This window comes from Chitinophaga agrisoli (assembly GCF_008386695.1).
Taxonomy (GTDB): Bacteria; Bacteroidota; Bacteroidia; order Chitinophagales; family Chitinophagaceae; genus Chitinophaga; species Chitinophaga agrisoli.
This window is the reverse complement of record NZ_VUOC01000004.1, coordinates 1,522,140-1,538,299: the sequence shown is the minus strand read 5'-3', so window position 1 is coordinate 1,538,299 and position 16,160 is coordinate 1,522,140. Positions and strand designations below refer to the sequence as shown.

The following is a 16,160-nucleotide window of genomic DNA, read 5'->3' as shown; positions in this document are numbered from 1 at the left end:
CAGCAGGCAATGACAGCCCTTTAACTATCAATAAAAAACAAACAACTTACAACTACGGATGCAATTAAGTGTTTTCAGCACAGATAGCCAGAAGAGTGGATTTCGTTTACAATACATGGAAGTGCTTAACTGGGGCACTTTTGATGAAAAGATCTATGCCATCAGGCCAATGGGCGAAACCAGCCTGCTCACCGGCGCCAACGGCAGCGGTAAGACCACATTTGTGGATGCACTGCTTACCCTGATGGTGCCGGAAAAACGTTACCGCTTCTATAACCAGAGCAGCGGCAGCGAAAAGAAAGGCGACCGTACGGAGGACAGTTATGTAATGGGCGGTTTTGGCACCATTAATAACGAGGTGACCGGCACCTCTAAAACAGAATACCTGCGGGAGGATAAAGAGAAAGCCTACAGCATACTGCTGGCGCATTTTGCCAATGAAGCCGGGCAGCTGGTCACCCTATTCCAGGTGCGTTATTATCAGCAAACGGATATGAAGAAGTTCTTTGGCCTGGCGCATAAGGCGCTGACCATCGAAGAGGATTTTAAACCATTTGACCTGGGCGGCAACTGGAAGCGCAGCCTGGACCAGCGCTATAACAAACAAGCCCGTAAGCAGGTAGAATGGTTTGACGCCGCCAGCCGGTACGCGCAGAGGATGGTAGAGGTATTGGGTATGCAGAGTATGCAGGCCTTACAGCTGTTTAACCAAACGGTAGGTATTAAAGTGCTGGGTAACCTGGATGAGTTTATCCGTACGCATATGCTGGAGCCGCGCAATATGGAGGATGAGTTCCAGGACCTCAAGAAACAGCTTTCCACCCTGTTGGAAGCACAGCGTAATATAGAAAAGGCCGAAGCCCAGATCCAGCTGCTGGAGCCACTACGCGAATACTACGCAAAGCTGCAGGAGCTGGAAGCCGCCATGGAAGAAAATAACAAAGTATTGCAAACAGCCGTGTTGTGGAAAGGCTATACCCGCAACGAGCTGTTGCAAACAGCTATTTCAGAAGGCCAATGGCAGCTAAAAACCTTACAGGAACAGCTGCAGGCTGCCAGAACGAACATAGACAAACTGGCCCGCGAAGAACAGGATACCAACTACCAGATACAGAATAATAAGGCCGGCCAGCGCCTGAAGGAGCTGGAAGCACAGATACAGGAACGGGAGGACAAACAGCGCAGGGCCCAGGTAGAGCTGGCGGAATTCCAGGGCTGGTGCGAACAGTTAAGGCTCACAGCAACCGCGCCAACGGACGAGCAAAGCTATAACCAGATCCGCAAGGAGAATGACCGCAAGCTGCTATCCCTGAATGATGAAAAGCGCCAGAATGAAGAAGATGATTTTGAAGCGAAGGATATCCGTAAAAAATCGTCCGCAGAAAAGGAGACGCTGGAGCAGCAGCTGAACAGTTTACAGCAGACGAAGAATAATATCGACTTCCATCTTATTGACCTGCGCAGGCGGATCTGCGAAGGGTTGAATATAGATGTAGCACAGCTGCCTTTTGCAGGAGAGCTGATGCAGGTAAGGAGTGATGAAATGCATTGGCAGCCTGCCCTGGAAAAGCTGTTACGCTCCTTTGCATTGCGGCTGCTGGTACCGGACAGGCACTATAAGAAGGTAAACAAATATGTGAACAGCCAGAATTTAAGGGCCAGGCTGGTATACGAGCACGTGACAGAAACGGCCATTATGCAGTATGCGGATGATAATACCGTGCCGGATAAACTGGAGTTTCACCCGGATCATCCGTTGGGCAAATGGCTGGAGCAGGAAGTCATCCGCCGTTTCCGCCATAGCTGCCTGGAGGATGAAAAACAACTGGAACGTTATGAGTTTGCAGTAACGCTGAACGGGTTGGTGAAAAGCGGCAAACACCATGAAAAAGATGACCGCCCGGACCGTCATGATCCCAGCCGTTATGTATTAGGCTGGAATAATGAAAAGAAGAAAGAGGCTTTGCTGAAGAAACGTGACGTGCTGGTAGAAGCGCTGACAAGAGCGCAGGAAACCATTAACCGTTGTGCCAACAAAAGTAAACGCCTGAGTGAACAAGCTTATGCTAATACCCGTATTAAAGAACATAAAGGCTTTGAAGATATTCATGTAGCTGCTATTGCCAAAACCATTCAGAAGCTGAAAGTGCAGATAGAAGAGCTCCGCAAGGGCAACGAAGTGCTGAATGCGTTGAAGAACCAGCTGGCAGAGCTCCAGCGGCAGCGTGAAGAGGAAGAAAAGAAAAGGGACGAGCTGCTGCGCGAAGAGACCCGCCAGGAGGACCGGCTGCGGGAATACCGGCAGTCCGTATCGGACCTGCAGTTGTTACTGCAGAACTTTACAGAAACGGATAAAGACGCGTTGCTGCAGTTCCAGCAGCAGCATGCAGACATGCTGGCAGCCGTGCAGCTGGATAATATAGAGCCGGTATACGAGCGTTTCCGCCAGCACAGGGAAAGTCAGCGTACTACGCTGCAGGATGGTTTGTCAAAAGAAGAACGGAAGGTAGCCTTGCAGATCAACCGGATCAAAAATCCCAGTCATGAGCTGGTGGAGCGGTTCCCGGACTGGCCGGCGGATGTGCAGCAGCTGCCGGAAGACGCCCGTTATTCCAATGAATATATGGAATGGCTGGATAAACTGTCCAAAGACAACCTGCCCCGGTATAAGCGTGATTTTGAGAATTTCATCAACGTTACCATCACCCATAAGATAGCCGGCCTGAAAGAAGCGCTGGACAAATGGGAGCGGGATATAGACACCAGCGTAAAAAGGCTGAACGACTCGCTGGGCAGCATCAATTTTAACCGGCTGCCGGATACTTACATACAGCTGGGCAAACGCCAGCTGGCCGCAGGCACTGATATAAGGGATTTCCGCCAGCAATTACTGGAAGCCCTGCCGCAGGCTGCCAACTGGCAACAGGAGAGTTTTGAGTCTAAATCTGAGCATTTTACGCAGCGGGTGCAGCCGCTCATTAATGAGCTGGATAAGAACGAGAACTATCGTATGAAAGTGCTGGATGTGCGTAATTGGTTTGAGTTCTGGGCCGATGAGCGCTACCGCAGTAATGATGAGACCAAGAAAACCTACCGGCAGATGGGACAGTTGTCTGGCGGTGAAAAAGCCCAGTTGACCTATACCATCCTTTGTAGCGCCATTGCCTACCAGTTTGGTATTACCCGGGAAGGCAAGAACAGCCGCAGCCTGCGTTTTATAGCGGTGGATGAGAGCTTTAGCAACCAGGATGAGGAGAAGGCTACTTACCTGATGGAGCTGTGTAAAGAATTGCATTTACAGCTGCTGGTAGTAACACCCAGTGATAAGATCCAGATCGTACAGGAATTTATAGCCCATGTGCATTTGGTGCAGCGGGTGCAGAACAGGAACAGTATTTTGTATAATATGACGATCAAGGAGTTGAAGGATAAGATAGAGACGGTGGAGGCATAGCCTGCACCGGCCAGGATACCTGATGCCTTCCTGTAGTTGTTACATGCGTTAACAGCGGCAGGGAGGCATTATTTCTTTTTAGATGCCTTGGCGTGCTTATTAAAATCCAGCGCCAGGTTGATCCAGTAGTCGAACTCCTTTTGTGTTTTTATGGCGCTGTCTGCTATCATCACATACCCGCTCATAGGCCGTTGGGTGAATACCATGGTCTTACACCCGGGCTTACTGATGGCCATGTGATGTAAGGCCGGATCAATACGGCACATCAGTTCCCCTTTGATAATGCCTACGCACATTTTACCGTTGTACATGAAGGTGAGGCCGCCCATCATCTTCTTTTCCTCTATGTTAGGAAGCTGGGCCAGGCGTTCCCGGATCCTGTTGGCTAATTGTTCGCTATATGGCATGGTATAAAATTAGGTAAACAATACTAGCAGCATAGCAATAATAGCAGGCAATGCCTGTTTAACAAAAATAGATTTTGAAGCGGTAAGGGCGCCAAATACACCAGCTACTATCACACAACCCAGGAAAAAGCAGGCTACATGTTTTGACCATTCCAGGTCTGAGATAAACAGGGACCAGATCAAACCCGCGGAAAGAAACCCGTTATACAAACCCTGGTTAGCCGCCAGGGCTTTGGTCTCTTCAAATAAATGGGCAGGGAAGGAGCGGAAGGTCTTTCTGCCGGCAGTAGTCCAGGCAAACATTTCGATCCAGAGGATATAGAGATGTTCCAGGGCTACCAGTAATACGGCGATCTTTGCAATGAGGGACATGGTATAAGTGTTTCTGTACTTAAATGTAATGTATAATCCCAGATAAACATTACTAAATGGGTAAAGTTTTTGATGTATACCTAACGTACCAAAACATCCACATTATGAAAAGTACAGCGCATATTAAGGGGCATCCGCTCCATCCTATCCTGGTCACTTTTCCCATTGCTTTCTTTACAGGCACCCTGTTATTTGATATCCTGGCGGTAGCCGGCAACCGGTCTGACCTGGCCTTTGCGGCTTATTGTATGCAAACAGCCGGTATTATCAGCGCCGTACTGGCGGCTGTGCCTGGTGTAATAGACTATTTCTTCACCGTGCCTCCTCAAAGCTCCGCTAAAAAAAGAGGCGCCCAGCATGGCCTGCTGAATGTGCTGAACCTGGTGTTATTTACGGTATCCTGGCTGCTGAAACGGGATCCTTACATGCCGGCCATCTGGATCCTGCTGATGGAAGCCGCAGGTATAGTGATCCTGAGTATTGCCGGCTGGCTGGGCGGCACCCTGGTATACCGTAACCAGATAGGCGTAGACCCCAGGTATGCCCGCGCGGGTAAATGGAAGGAGGAGCGCATCAGCAATGCGCCGGATAGGGTGCAGGTAGCTACCACTGATGAGCTCAAGACAGACCAGATGAAGCTGGTACATGTACACAACCGCCGTATTGTAGTAGCTAAAACAGAGAGCGGTTATGTGGCATTTGACGACCATTGTACACATAAAGGCGGTTCCCTGGCAGGCGGTATGATGATATGCGGCACTGTGCAATGCCCCTGGCATGGCTCCCAGTTTGACTGTACTACCGGTGAGTTAAAGGCCGGCCCAGCTAACCAAGGGATTGTTACTTATATGCTTACAGAAGATAACGGCAAGGTCTATCTTAACTTTTGAGATGGGCAAGTACGGCAACAGTATGCAGAAATGACGCCCCTTATTTGTATAATGACTGATCTTTCAGGTAGTCAATACTGTTTTCTTTTAAATAGGTTATACCCCATTTGCTCAGGAATTCATACAACGGCGCAAAGGAGCTGCCCAGCGGCGTTAACGCATATTCCACCCGATAGGGTTTTTCAGAGAGCACCGTCTTTGTAATTAAGCCATCAATTTCCAGCTGTTTTAATTGCTGGGTAAGCATTTTTTCTGATATTCCCGGCAGGTTATCCCGTATTTCGCTAAAGCTTTTCTTTTCAAAGCGATGCAGGTGGGACAGTATCAGTATCTTCCACTTGCCGTTCACAAAATGCAGGCTCACATCAATAGGGCAGGTGAAGGTTTTACTGTGCAGCGTTATCATATCAGTAATGTATTAACCGGGCTTACCATCCGGTAAGCTATTGGAGACCTGAAGGTATTAAAATATATTTGAGCGCATTATCATCATTCTTATCATGGAACAGAAAAAGACAATACCCAGCTTGTACGAGTGGGTGGGCGGCCAGGCCGCGCTGGAAAAGCTTACGGAAGTATTTTATGCCAAAGTGCTGCAGGATGAGTTGCTCTACCCGGTGTTTAAGGATATGTCTGCAGACCATAGCCGGCACGTAGCACATTTTATTGCCGAAGTATTTGGTGGACCTAAACTGTATACTGCGGAAGACAAAGGCAGCCATGCATCTATGGTATCGCATCATGTAGGCCGTATGCTGGATGAGCCTAAACGTAAAAGGTGGATTGCATTGCTGCTGGAGGCTGCGGATGAAATTGGGATTGCCAGTGATCCGGAGTTCCGGTCTGCGTTGGTGGGATATCTGGAGTGGGGGAGCAGGATAGCGGTGATCAATTCCAATGCGGAAACTAATCCGGTGGAGGAAGGCGCGCCTATGCCTAAATGGGGATGGGGAGAGCCGGGCGGGCCGTATGAAGGGTGAGAGAAACGTCTCTACAAGGCACCGTGCGCGTAGTGGCAACCTCCCACAGGTGTGTGATTTATGAGACCTTGCAAAGACGTTTCAACGAAATTAGAAGTTAGTTTTGAGGCTTCCAAAAAATGACATTGGCTGCGTCAAATAGATTATTGTGGTTATCCCCCCGCATCCTGTCACCCCAAAACCGCACTTGGTCAAAACCATCCCACCCAACACCTCCCCCCGTAGTACGTTTGTAAAAAACAAACACATGCAAACTACTACCCGGCAAACATACCTCGACTGGCTGCGCATGCTGGCTATACTGGGCGTACTCCTCTTTCACAGCGCCCGGCCCTTTGCCATAGATGATCCCTGGCATGTAAACAACGCGGCCAGCAGCCATGTACTATCAGAGTTTTCCTATTGGCTCAGCCGTTTCCGGATGCATTTATTGTTCTTTATTTCCGGTACGGTATCCTGGTTTATGGTGAGCCGTAAATCGGCTGGCGGTTTTATGAAACTGCGGTTCCAGCGGCTGTTTATTCCGCTGTTGGTAGGGATCTTTGTGATCGTGCCGCCGCAGATCTATATGGAACGGCTCACGCAGGGGTATAAGGGCAGCTTCTGGGATTTCTACCCCTCAGTATTCAGTTTTAAACCGTATCCCCAGGGGAATACCAGCTGGCATCACCTGTGGTTCATTGCCTATTTGCTGGTATATGATGTGCTGCTAACGCCATTTTTTGGCTGGGCGGTGTCTGACAGGGCAAAAGGTTTTGTGGACAGGCTGTCCTGGCTGGCCCGTGGCAAACGCGTCTACTGGCTCACGCTGCCTACGGTAGCCTGGTTCTCCCTTACGGTGGAGCTGTTCCCCCAAACCCATGCCCTGGTAAATGACTGGTGTTTTTTTGTATACTGGCTGTTGTTCCTGCTCACTGGTTTTATATGCGCCCTGCAACCGGCGTTAATGGATAGCCTGGAGCGTAACCGCCGTATATCGCTGGGCCTTGCGTTTGTGTGTATGCTGCTTATCAACTACCTCCGCTGGAATAACCTATCGCTGACCCAGGTACTGCCTTTTGGCGAACACGACTGGCTTACGCCTTTTTATATTGCCCGTCATCCGCTTAATGCCTGGTTATGGGTGTTTGCTATTATCGGTTATGGTAAGAAGTACCTGCAGCGCAAACACCGGGCGCTTGATTATATCAACCAGGCGGTGTACCCCTTCTATATCCTGCACCAGACGGTGATCGTGATCATTGCTTTTTATGTGGTGAAAACGGATGATACCATTGGTATGAAGTACCTGTTTATTGCCGGTACCTCTTTTGTAGTGTCCATGCTGATCTATCACCTGTTTATCCGCCCCTTTGCGATTACAAGGTTACTGTTTGGTATGAAAAGCCGTCAGCCGGAGGCAAAACCGGCTGAGAAGCAGGTGGCAGTACCAGCGCCACGCTTACCTGAAATAGCATTACAATAAATAATTGCTTAATTTAACTGGCTATGAATAGTAAATGGGCACGGGTATTATTTCCGGTGATCTATGGTTTGTGTATCTACACCAGTATACGCCTGGTAAATGATGTGATCTCCGGTACGCGGTTCTGGTTACGGTCCTGGACATTGAATGCGATAGAGATAGGGAGCAGTATAGCAGGCAGCTACCTGGTGATGTACATGCTTAACCGGCAGCTGGCAAAAAATCAGCGAAAATATACCGGCGCGCCGCATACGGGCGCACTGTTAAGGGAGTTTGCAGAAGTGGCCCTGTATATTGAGCTGCTTGCCAGCTTTACCATTATCCCTATCGCAGCGTTTACGGATGATGGCCTGCAGTGGTTTGACGCCGTGAATATTTACCTGATACCACTGTTGTATTGGTTATTGTATTACGCCTTTGCCAGGAACAGCGCTTCCGTACGCAAGAATTATGAGCAGCAGCTGCAGCTGGAGAAGATCAGTAATGACCAGCTGCAGGCAGAGCTACGTTTTCTGAAAGCGCAGTACCATCCGCATTTCCTGTTTAATGCGCTTAATACCGTTTATTTCCAGATGGATGAGGATGTGAACCGCGCTAAACAAACCGTAGAAGAGCTGTCGGAATTGCTGCGTTACCAGCTGTATGATCAGCAGCAAACAGTATCTGTGCGTCAGGAGCTGCAATACCTGCAGTCATTCATCAACCTGCAAAAGCAACGGATGAATGATCACCTGGCGTTGCGGGTGGAGTTTGATAAACAGCTGGATGGCCAGCAGCTATATCCCCTGCTGTTACTGCCGCTGGTAGAGAATGCTTTTAAATATGCCGGCGGGGAGTATTGGATACAGATCTCTGCCACACTGGATAACGGGCAGCTGCAGTTTGAGGTAAGTAATGCCAAACCAGCACAGATACCGGAAAGAAAGGGCAGGAGCGGCATAGGGCTGGAACACCTGAAAAGAAGACTGGCCCTGTTGTACCCTGACAGGCATACCTTCCATACTACAGACAAAGGAGAAAGTTTTATTGCACAATTAAACATTACACTATGAAGATAAGATGCGTGATAACGGATGATGAGCCGGTAGCCAGGAAAGGGATAAAGGGTTATGTAGAGAAGATCAGCTTCCTGGAACTGGTAGGTGTTTGTGAAGATGCTGTAGCATTGAATAACCTGTTGCAGGAGCAGCCGGTAGACCTGCTGTTCCTGGATATTGAAATGCCATACATCAATGGGCTGGAACTGTTACAAAGCCTGCCCAACCCGCCTAAAGTGATCTTTACTACCGCCTATGAGCAGTATGCCCTTAAAGGTTTTGAGCTGGAGGCGGTGGATTATCTGCTGAAGCCCATATCCTTTGATCGCTTCCTGAAAGCGGTGAACCGCGCGCATGAGTTATTCCGGCAGAATGCCCCTGCCGCGCCGGATCACCTTTTTATTAAAACAGATGAGAAGCTGGTGAGGATCAGCTGGGATGATATTGTATACATAGAGGCCATGGAAAACTATGTGAACATTTATACCACGCAAACGCGGTATATGACACATGCCACGCTGAAATCCGTAATAGAAAGTATTGCAGATCCCGCCTTTATACAAACGCATAAATCATTTGTAGTAAACGCTAATAAGATCTCCAGCATCAGCGGTAATATTATTGAGCTGGGAAAATTGCAGGTACCTATCTCACGTAGCATGAAAGAAGCCGTGCTGGAGAAGATCCTGAAGAATAAGCTATTGAAGAAAGGGAGCTGATAAAGCCCCTGTCTCAGGGCTTTTTAGCTACGATATAAATACGCTCGTCCACTTCCGTTTTACGCTCCGTCTTTATTTCTACATTCTCTTCCACCGTATCTGCTATACTAAAGCCGGCCTTTTCCAGCAGGGCCGCGGCCTGGGTAGCATCATACATCCTGAACCCGTATTGGGTAAAAGGCAGTGTTTTCATATAATGGGGGCTGCGGATGCCTGGTATCAGTATCCCGCCGGGTTTTAACACGCGGTAGATCTCTGCCAGTTGTTGTAGCGGGTCTTCCCAGAAATAGAGAGTATTTACGGTAAATACTTTGTCAAAGAAATTGTCTGTATAAGGCAGCTCTACGCCATTGCCCAGGATAAAGGATGCTGTGCCGGCAGCTATTTCCGCCGCCAGGTTCTCCTTTGCCAGTTCGATCACGGTAGCGGAGATATCTATGCCATAGTAATGTATACCTGCAGCGCGGGAGAGCACATAGGGCGCATAGCCGCCATTGCCGGGGCCAATCTCCAATACGGTATCCTGGTCCCGGCAATGCAGCAGATCTATGGTGCGTTGTATCATGCTGCCATTGATCTCATGTAATTTGGCGGCTACTTTAATGCCTTCTTCACCTTGCGGATGGCCTAATTGCAGGGCCACCGCCTTTATTTCCTCTTCAGTCATGTCCTATGCTCCGGCGGTTTAATTGCCCGGATGCAACAAAGATAGGCGCTATTTCAATTCGATCTTCTGCGGCATGGTGTACAGCAGCTCCGCCACGCCGGCCGTTTTTACGCCAATCCTTGCAAACAGGTATCCCTTGCTGCTTAGCGAGGAAGGGATGTTAACCGTTAGCTGGATAGGCTGCCCGATATTGGGGATATCCGCGGCGGCTTTTTCTACGCTGGCCACGCTGTTTACCTGGTCTACGACCGTGGTAGCGCCCAGGTAAATGCGCACTGCTTCCAGCGGCAGGCTGGTATTTACCTGCTGTAACGTGAAGCTGGCGTTTACATTGGTACCGCTTTGGCCAATGGCGGCGTCTTTAATAAGGAAATAAGGCGTTACGGTCACATCTACCGTGGTGTTACCGTTCACCTTTACATCCATGGAGTCTGCGCTGTTGATCCAGGGGCCGTTGCCGCGTAACAGCACCAGTTTATAATCCCCGTCAAACAGGGAGGCGGAGAACGTGCCATCCTGCGCTATGTAAACGGGTATTTTAGAAAATACCTCAAAGCCATGTTGCCAGAGCTCCAGCTGAACGCCGTTGGAGCGCAGGCCAATGGGCTGGCCCTGGTAGCTCACCTGCCCCTGCAGGATGGAGGTAGGCGGTTTATAGTTGTCCTTTTTACATCCGGTGATAGCGATAATAGCTATGATCAGGGATGATAGTATGAAGCGTTGCATAGTGATTCAATTAATGGAAAGGATTTTTTACAAGCTTTGGATTGTTGTTTAACACCTGCTGATCGATGGAAGAATAATAGTTACCCAGCTGGAAGAAGCGGGGCGAGCGGAACCGCGGCGCTATCATCTTCACAAATACGTACTTGCCATTGCGGGCGGCATCGCCGGGGCGCACCACCCGGTATGGGTACAGCGCGTAGATCATGGCATTTGGATTACTTACGTTGCCATTCCAAACGCGGTCTGCAATACGCCAGCGTTTAAGGTCCCACAGGCGGTGGTCTTCAAAGGCCAGCTCTGCCCGGCGCTCATTACGGATACGGTCTGTGGTAAGGGTGGTAAGGCTGTTAGGCCCAAAGCCGGCCCTGTCCCGGATGGCATTTATATAAGTGAGCGCTTCGCCTGTCTGGCCCAGCTCAAAGGCGGCTTCTGCGGCATTGAGGTAGATCTCGCCCAGGCGGAACCATACCCACCATACATCGCTTTGTACGCCGCGGGTGCTGGTACGGGCGCGGGAGTCTATATACTTGCGCAGGTAAAAGCCCGTGTTGGATACTTCCTGTATGGAGCGGTGCGGGCCGGAGCTGCCTGTCAGCAGCTTACCATCTGTATAGGTGGTATTAAGATCGCTGCCTTCGACCACCGTATAGCTGTTAGTGGCCGTGTTCCAGGCCATTACGCCCGCTTGTATACCTACCGGCAGGCCTTTGAAGTTGGCGCCGGGGTATACGATAGTGCCGTATAAACGCGCATCCTTATTGGCGAAGATATCCTGCGGATTATCGTAGTAGATAAAATCGCTGTTATCTGCCGTACGTATCTTCAATGCGCCGGGCGTGCCGTCCAGGTATTCGTAACTCTCCACCAGGTTAAGGGAAGGGCTGATGGAGGAAGAGCCCAGGTTGTCTTCGCGGATGCCACGCACGATATTGTCATAGGAGAACCAGTGGCGCTTCTGCGGCGTAAGGAAATCCTTCACGAAAATAACTTCCCGGTTGCCGGATTTTGCGGTGATGGCTTCGTAAAAGTTCTCGCCAGGATCAGGGTTGGCCCTGTATAATGTATATACCCCGCTGTTGATGATCTCTTTCGAGGCCTCCAGCGATTTCGTATAATACTCGTTAGCCCTGCCCGCAGGAATGCCTACTTCGCCGCCGGGCGTAGTGATGGGCGCGGCCATCAGGTTATTGTATTTAGCCAGCGAGCCTGCATATAACATGGCCCTGCTTTTTAAGGCCATGGCGGTATAACGGTTAGCGCGGGAAACGCTGCCATCATTACCCAATTCATTTTTGATGGCGTCCATCTCGCTGGCAATAAAATCATACACCTCTGATTCCTTTGCCCGCGGGAACTGCAGGGCGGAGGCATTGCCGCTATAGTCATAGATGAGCTGTTTGGTGATCAGCGGTACGCCGCCCATTCTTTTCACCAGCTCAAAATAATCGTAGGCCCGCAGGAAGCGCAGTTCTGCGGAGAACTGTGTTTTCTGGGCATCGGATAATTTAGTGCCATACAGCATCATATTCTCCAGGGCCAGGTTAATATCGCGGATGAGGGAGTAGTTCCACAAACGCCAGTTGTCAAAGCCATAGGCCGCTATATTATTGCGGCCGTCTTCATTGGATTGTCCGGACCACATGGCGTCATCGAAATTGGCCATATCCCGCCACTGGGCAATACGGCCATCTGCCCCGGTGTTGTTGATATCCTGCAAGCCTGTTTGTACCGGCAGGCGGTCGTAGAAATTGGCTAGTAACGCCACCACCTGTTTAGGATCGTTCCAGGCTTGTTCTTCCAGCAATATGGTGCGCGATTGCCGCTCCAGCCAGTCCTTTTTACATGCGCCGGCCAGTAACAGGGTTATACCCAGCAGCATGCTTTTATATAGATATTGTTTTTTCATAACAGTCAGCATTAGAGAGAGAGATTAAAACCAAAATTGTACAGCCGTTGCTGCGGATACACCAGGCCATTGGTGGCGCTTATTTCCGGGTCAATTTCATACTCCTTCAGGTTATCGATGGAGAAGAGGTTGGTACCATTTACGTAAACACGGAAGGCGCTTATGTTTAACCTTTTGAGCCATGATTTAGGGAAATTATAACCCAGCTCCAGGTTACGCAGCCGTATATAACGCACATTGGTGAGCCAGAAATCGTTGGTGCGGTAGTTCACATGCGTGGTATTATCCTTACGGATGGCCGGGTAAGTGCCCGCTATCCACCGGCTGTTGGGATCATAGGGATCTTCGCGGTGCCAGCGGTCTGTAAACATATACGCCGGCGAAGAACCGTTATTCTGGAATGGGTACCGCAGCTCCCAATCGCGCAGGTAGGATTGCATGGCCGCGCCGGAAAAGTCAAAGCGCAGGGTAATACCTTTCCAGGCCACGCTGCCATTAATGCCATAGCTGAGCATGGGCTGCGCGGGTATACCCGGGCGGGACTCCAGGCCATAGCCAATAGGCCGCTGGTCAAGATCATTGATGATCTTATCGCCATTCACATCCTCGTATTTAAAATCGCCGGGCAGCTGGGTCTTGTTGCCCTGCCCGTCGTTATTGATCTGGTAGTTATCGATCTCCGCCTGTGATTCAAAACGCCCTATTACATGATAGCCCCAGGTAGATCCTATCCATGCGCCCTGATCATTGTACACGAGGCCTCCCCAGCGGTCTTCCACGCCATACCTGTATTTTTCCCAGGCATTGCCGTTACGCGGTTTATAGGTGCTCACGCTTTTTACCCTGGCCAGCGTAGCATTACCGCCAATAGAGTAGGTTACCGGGCCTGCCTGGCCATTGTAGGTGATCATACCTTCCACGCCTTTGATGGCGTCTGAGTTCAGGTTCTCGTTGGGCAGGGCGTAACCTACTTCGGTGGGCAGCAGCACATCGTACCGGGCAGCGGGCAGACCGCTGCGTTTACGCTGGAATATATCAAACTGGCCGGTGAGTTTGTTGTCCAGTATGGTAAAGTCGATACCAATATTAGTGGAGCGGTTCTTTACCCAGGACAGCTGCGTAATGGGCAGGCCCCTGGGCCGGATACCTATCACATAGTTCCCATTCAGCACCGCGCCGCCCTGGTTAAAATTATAACCGGGCAGATAGCTGAAGGCGTCTGGCGCATTGCCGTTCAGGAAACCTATTTCGCTGCCCGTCTCGCCATAAGAGGCCCTTATCTTCAGGTCATTAAGGAACGTGCCTAGTTTATCTTTCAGGAAAGGCTCTTCAGAGATACGCCACCCTGCGGAGATGCCCGGGAAAAAGCCCCAGCGGTGATCTTCTGCATAGAGGTAAGAGCCGTCATAACGGCCCAGCAGCTCCACCAGGTATTTCTGTTTGTAGTTATAGTTAAGCCTGCCTATATAGCCGGCCCTTGCTTCTGTGGTCCACTCGTCTGACAGATAATCCTGTTCAGAAAGATATTGTGTGGGTATATAGTTATTGGTGGGGATGGTATGCACCACATAATAGGAGTTGTCATAATCAGAGCGCTCATAAGCGGCTACTGCTGATATGGAGTGCGGGCCAAACTGTTTGTTATAGTTTAGCTGGAACTGACCGTAGCGGGAGATCACGTTCCGCTTATGCCGTTCGCGCCAGGGGTTCTGGTTACCAAAGCCGGGTTGGGTAAGGTAACTGTCAGTGGCGGGATCGTATTTGTAGGCGTCCCAGGTATATTCAAAACCATCGTAGTCCTCGTTCATATAATTGTAGGAGTAAACGCCTTTTACGGTGAGCCCGAACTTAAAATCGTACTGCGCGTTCAGATTTACGTTGATGCCGCGCCACCAGTCATCCAGGTACCCGGTTACATCATCTCTATAGGTAGCAGGGTTTACGTTCACATTATGCGTTTGATTAATGTAGTTGGGATTATCATTGGCATATGGGCTTTCTGTGGGCCACATACTAAAGATGCTCAGGAAAGGATTGAAGTAATCATCCAGACCCGGTACGCCTACATTATGCGTTTTCTCCAGGCGGGCGCTGATCTGTGTGCCTACTTTTAAACCGCGCGCCAGGCTGCTTTCTATATTGGCCTGCAGGTTGGTGCGCTCAAAGCTGAAATCGCGCACGATGGCGTCTTGTTTTATGCGGCTTACAGAGAGGTAGTAGGTGGAGCGCTCGCTACCGCCGGATGCGTTTGCGCTGAGGTAATATTGCGGCACGTTGGGGCGCAGTACTTCTTTATGGTAGTCGTAGCTTTTATAGCCTTTTTCTGTACCGGCTTCCCATTTGGCCAGCTCTTCGCGGGAGTAGAGATTGGCCGGGTCCCGGCCGAGGTTCTGCTCAGATTCTACGAGGGCGCGTACGTACTGCCCGGCGTTGGCCGGTTGGGGATAGCGCGTAAAGTTCTGCAGGCCGTAGTAACCGGATACGTTAATCACAGGTTTATCGCCGCGCCTGCCTTTTTTGGTCGTCACCAATACTACGCCGTTCGCAGCGCGCAGGCCGTAAATGGAGGCGGAGGCGTCTTTGAGGATGGAGATGCTTTCAATATCCTCTATGCCCAGGCTGTTGAATACATCCTGTCCGGAGCCTTGTGTAAAGCCAAATGCGGTGGTATTGGTGTTGCCGGTATAAGGCACGCCATCGATCACAAACAGGGGATTACCCATATTGCGGATCTGTATATTGGTGCCTCTGCCGGGCCGGGCATCCGGCGTGCGGCTGGTAAGGCCGGGCATCTTACCCACCAGCGCAGCGGATACGGTAGTAGCCGGCGTTCGTACCAGGTCTTCTGATTTTACCGCGCTTACGGCGCCGGTTACGGTGGCTTTACGTTGCGTGCCGTAACCTACCACTACAATATCTGTTAAGCTGCTGGCCAGCTGGTTCAGCCGCACATGCAGGGCGCTGGCGCCGCTTAATACCAGCTCGCGGGTCTCAAAACCCACATTGGTAATAACGATGGTGCTGCCTTGTGGCGCCTGCAGCGTAAAGGAGCCATCCTGACCGGTAATGGCGCCGCGTGTGGTGTTCTTTAAAATAACAGAGGCGCCGGGTATTGGCGCACCGCTGGAGTCTGTAACGGTTCCCCTGTATGTTTGCTGGGCGCCTTGTTGCGCAAAGGCCGGATGCAGCAGGCATAACAGCATGCACGCAAGGGAGCATGCTATCAGCCGCTTCTTGTGTAAGAAGTGTAATAGTGATTTCATAACTGTGGGTTTATAGAATTGAAGAGTACACGGAATACGATGCCCTCCGGCGATCATCCGCCGGGAATAAGGTTATAATACTGCTATGTTTAACTGACCGCTATGTAAAACATACAGTGTTACGCGGTTCCCTTTCAGGGACGATGCCTGGTTGAACTGGTTTGATTACGGACTGACGGTTATTTCCTGGCTTTTGAACAGCTGTATGTAACAGCGTATTTATGCACCTGGAGTCAAAAAGGGGGCTGAGGAAAGGTCTTTCCATACGGGAATT

Annotated in this window: 13 protein-coding genes; 6 read left to right on the top strand and 7 right to left on the bottom strand. The window is 50.3% G+C overall.

Annotation, left to right across the window (positions count from 1 at the left end):
• Nucleotides 1-58 precede the first annotated feature (58 nt).
• A complete protein-coding gene (locus F0L74_RS25210; RefSeq protein WP_149840681.1) occupies nucleotides 59-3,454 on the top strand; it encodes an ATP-binding protein in 3,396 nt (1,131 codons plus the stop codon).
• 68 nt (nucleotides 3,455-3,522) lie between these two features.
• Here F0L74_RS25210 and F0L74_RS25205 read toward each other — a convergent pair whose 3' ends face one another.
• Together F0L74_RS25205 and F0L74_RS25200 are read right to left on the bottom strand one after the other, a co-directional pair.
• Nucleotides 3,523-3,861, bottom strand: coding sequence for a TfoX/Sxy family protein (locus F0L74_RS25205; RefSeq protein ID WP_149840680.1), 339 nt, complete (start codon nucleotides 3,859-3,861; stop codon nucleotides 3,523-3,525).
• Nucleotides 3,862-3,870: 9 nt separating this feature from the next.
• Nucleotides 3,871-4,233: a DUF1304 domain-containing protein gene (locus F0L74_RS25200; protein ID WP_149840679.1), complete on the bottom strand. Its 363-nt coding sequence runs from the start codon at nucleotides 4,231-4,233 to the stop codon at nucleotides 3,871-3,873.
• 104 nt (nucleotides 4,234-4,337) lie between these two features.
• Between F0L74_RS25200 and F0L74_RS25195 the strand changes: the two genes are divergently transcribed.
• On the top strand, nucleotides 4,338-5,123 hold the full coding sequence (locus F0L74_RS25195) for a Rieske (2Fe-2S) protein (protein WP_188316152.1): 786 nt from the start codon (nucleotides 4,338-4,340) through the stop codon (nucleotides 5,121-5,123).
• A gap of 40 nt (nucleotides 5,124-5,163) precedes the next feature.
• Here the strand turns inward: F0L74_RS25195 and F0L74_RS25190 are convergent, their stop codons facing one another.
• Nucleotides 5,164-5,529, bottom strand: coding sequence for a winged helix-turn-helix transcriptional regulator (locus tag F0L74_RS25190; protein WP_149840677.1), 366 nt, complete (start codon nucleotides 5,527-5,529; stop codon nucleotides 5,164-5,166).
• Nucleotides 5,530-5,623: 94 nt separating this feature from the next.
• On the opposite strand from F0L74_RS25190, the gene F0L74_RS25185 reads away from it, so the two are divergent.
• From F0L74_RS25185 to F0L74_RS25170, 4 genes are all read left to right on the top strand, one after another.
• Complete coding sequence (locus F0L74_RS25185; protein ID WP_149840676.1) at nucleotides 5,624-6,103, top strand: group II truncated hemoglobin; 480 nt, start codon at nucleotides 5,624-5,626, stop codon at nucleotides 6,101-6,103.
• A gap of 247 nt (nucleotides 6,104-6,350) precedes the next feature.
• Complete coding sequence (locus F0L74_RS25180; RefSeq protein WP_149840675.1) at nucleotides 6,351-7,568, top strand: acyltransferase family protein; 1,218 nt, start codon at nucleotides 6,351-6,353, stop codon at nucleotides 7,566-7,568.
• 23 nt (nucleotides 7,569-7,591) lie between these two features.
• Entirely contained in the window at nucleotides 7,592-8,620 is a 1,029-nt protein-coding gene (locus F0L74_RS25175; protein ID WP_149840674.1) for a sensor histidine kinase, read from the top strand.
• A complete protein-coding gene (locus tag F0L74_RS25170; protein WP_149840673.1) occupies nucleotides 8,617-9,324 on the top strand; it encodes a LytR/AlgR family response regulator transcription factor in 708 nt (235 codons plus the stop codon). Before F0L74_RS25175 ends, F0L74_RS25170 begins: the two co-directional genes overlap by 4 nt.
• A gap of 13 nt (nucleotides 9,325-9,337) precedes the next feature.
• Here F0L74_RS25170 and F0L74_RS25165 read toward each other — a convergent pair whose 3' ends face one another.
• Genes F0L74_RS25165 through F0L74_RS25150 form a run of 4 tightly spaced genes read right to left on the bottom strand, consistent with a single transcriptional unit; the run spans nucleotide 9,338 to nucleotide 15,886 of the window.
• Nucleotides 9,338-9,991, bottom strand: a complete 654-nt coding sequence (locus F0L74_RS25165; protein ID WP_149840672.1) for a class I SAM-dependent methyltransferase — start codon at nucleotides 9,989-9,991, stop codon at nucleotides 9,338-9,340.
• 48 nt (nucleotides 9,992-10,039) lie between these two features.
• Nucleotides 10,040-10,717 (bottom strand): DUF3823 domain-containing protein, encoded by a 678-nt coding sequence (locus F0L74_RS25160; protein WP_149840671.1) that lies wholly within the window; start codon nucleotides 10,715-10,717, stop codon nucleotides 10,040-10,042.
• Between the two features lie 10 nt (nucleotides 10,718-10,727).
• Complete coding sequence (locus F0L74_RS25155; RefSeq protein WP_149840670.1) at nucleotides 10,728-12,623, bottom strand: RagB/SusD family nutrient uptake outer membrane protein; 1,896 nt, start codon at nucleotides 12,621-12,623, stop codon at nucleotides 10,728-10,730.
• Nucleotides 12,624-12,634: 11 nt separating this feature from the next.
• Nucleotides 12,635-15,886: a SusC/RagA family TonB-linked outer membrane protein gene (locus F0L74_RS25150; protein ID WP_246197812.1), complete on the bottom strand. Its 3,252-nt coding sequence runs from the start codon at nucleotides 15,884-15,886 to the stop codon at nucleotides 12,635-12,637.
• Nucleotides 15,887-16,160: the final 274 nt, after the last annotated feature.

Excerpts from the sequence above, each read along its gene's own strand:
- F0L74_RS25210 (WP_149840681.1), top strand. The coding sequence starts at position 59 with ATGCAATTAAGTGTTTTCAGCACAGATAGCCAGAAGAGTGGATTTCGT.
- F0L74_RS25205 (WP_149840680.1), bottom strand. The coding sequence starts at position 3,861 with ATGCCATATAGCGAACAATTAGCCAACAGGATCCGGGAACGCCTGGCC.
- F0L74_RS25200 (WP_149840679.1), bottom strand. The coding sequence starts at position 4,233 with ATGTCCCTCATTGCAAAGATCGCCGTATTACTGGTAGCCCTGGAACAT.
- F0L74_RS25195 (WP_188316152.1), top strand. The coding sequence starts at position 4,338 with ATGAAAAGTACAGCGCATATTAAGGGGCATCCGCTCCATCCTATCCTG.
- F0L74_RS25190 (WP_149840677.1), bottom strand. The coding sequence starts at position 5,529 with ATGATAACGCTGCACAGTAAAACCTTCACCTGCCCTATTGATGTGAGC.
- F0L74_RS25185 (WP_149840676.1), top strand. The coding sequence starts at position 5,624 with ATGGAACAGAAAAAGACAATACCCAGCTTGTACGAGTGGGTGGGCGGC.
- F0L74_RS25180 (WP_149840675.1), top strand. The coding sequence starts at position 6,351 with ATGCAAACTACTACCCGGCAAACATACCTCGACTGGCTGCGCATGCTG.
- F0L74_RS25175 (WP_149840674.1), top strand. The coding sequence starts at position 7,592 with ATGAATAGTAAATGGGCACGGGTATTATTTCCGGTGATCTATGGTTTG.
- F0L74_RS25170 (WP_149840673.1), top strand. The coding sequence starts at position 8,617 with ATGAAGATAAGATGCGTGATAACGGATGATGAGCCGGTAGCCAGGAAA.
- F0L74_RS25165 (WP_149840672.1), bottom strand. The coding sequence starts at position 9,991 with ATGACTGAAGAGGAAATAAAGGCGGTGGCCCTGCAATTAGGCCATCCG.
- F0L74_RS25160 (WP_149840671.1), bottom strand. The coding sequence starts at position 10,717 with ATGCAACGCTTCATACTATCATCCCTGATCATAGCTATTATCGCTATC.
- F0L74_RS25155 (WP_149840670.1), bottom strand. The coding sequence starts at position 12,623 with ATGAAAAAACAATATCTATATAAAAGCATGCTGCTGGGTATAACCCTG.
- F0L74_RS25150 (WP_246197812.1), bottom strand. The coding sequence starts at position 15,886 with ATGAAATCACTATTACACTTCTTACACAAGAAGCGGCTGATAGCATGC.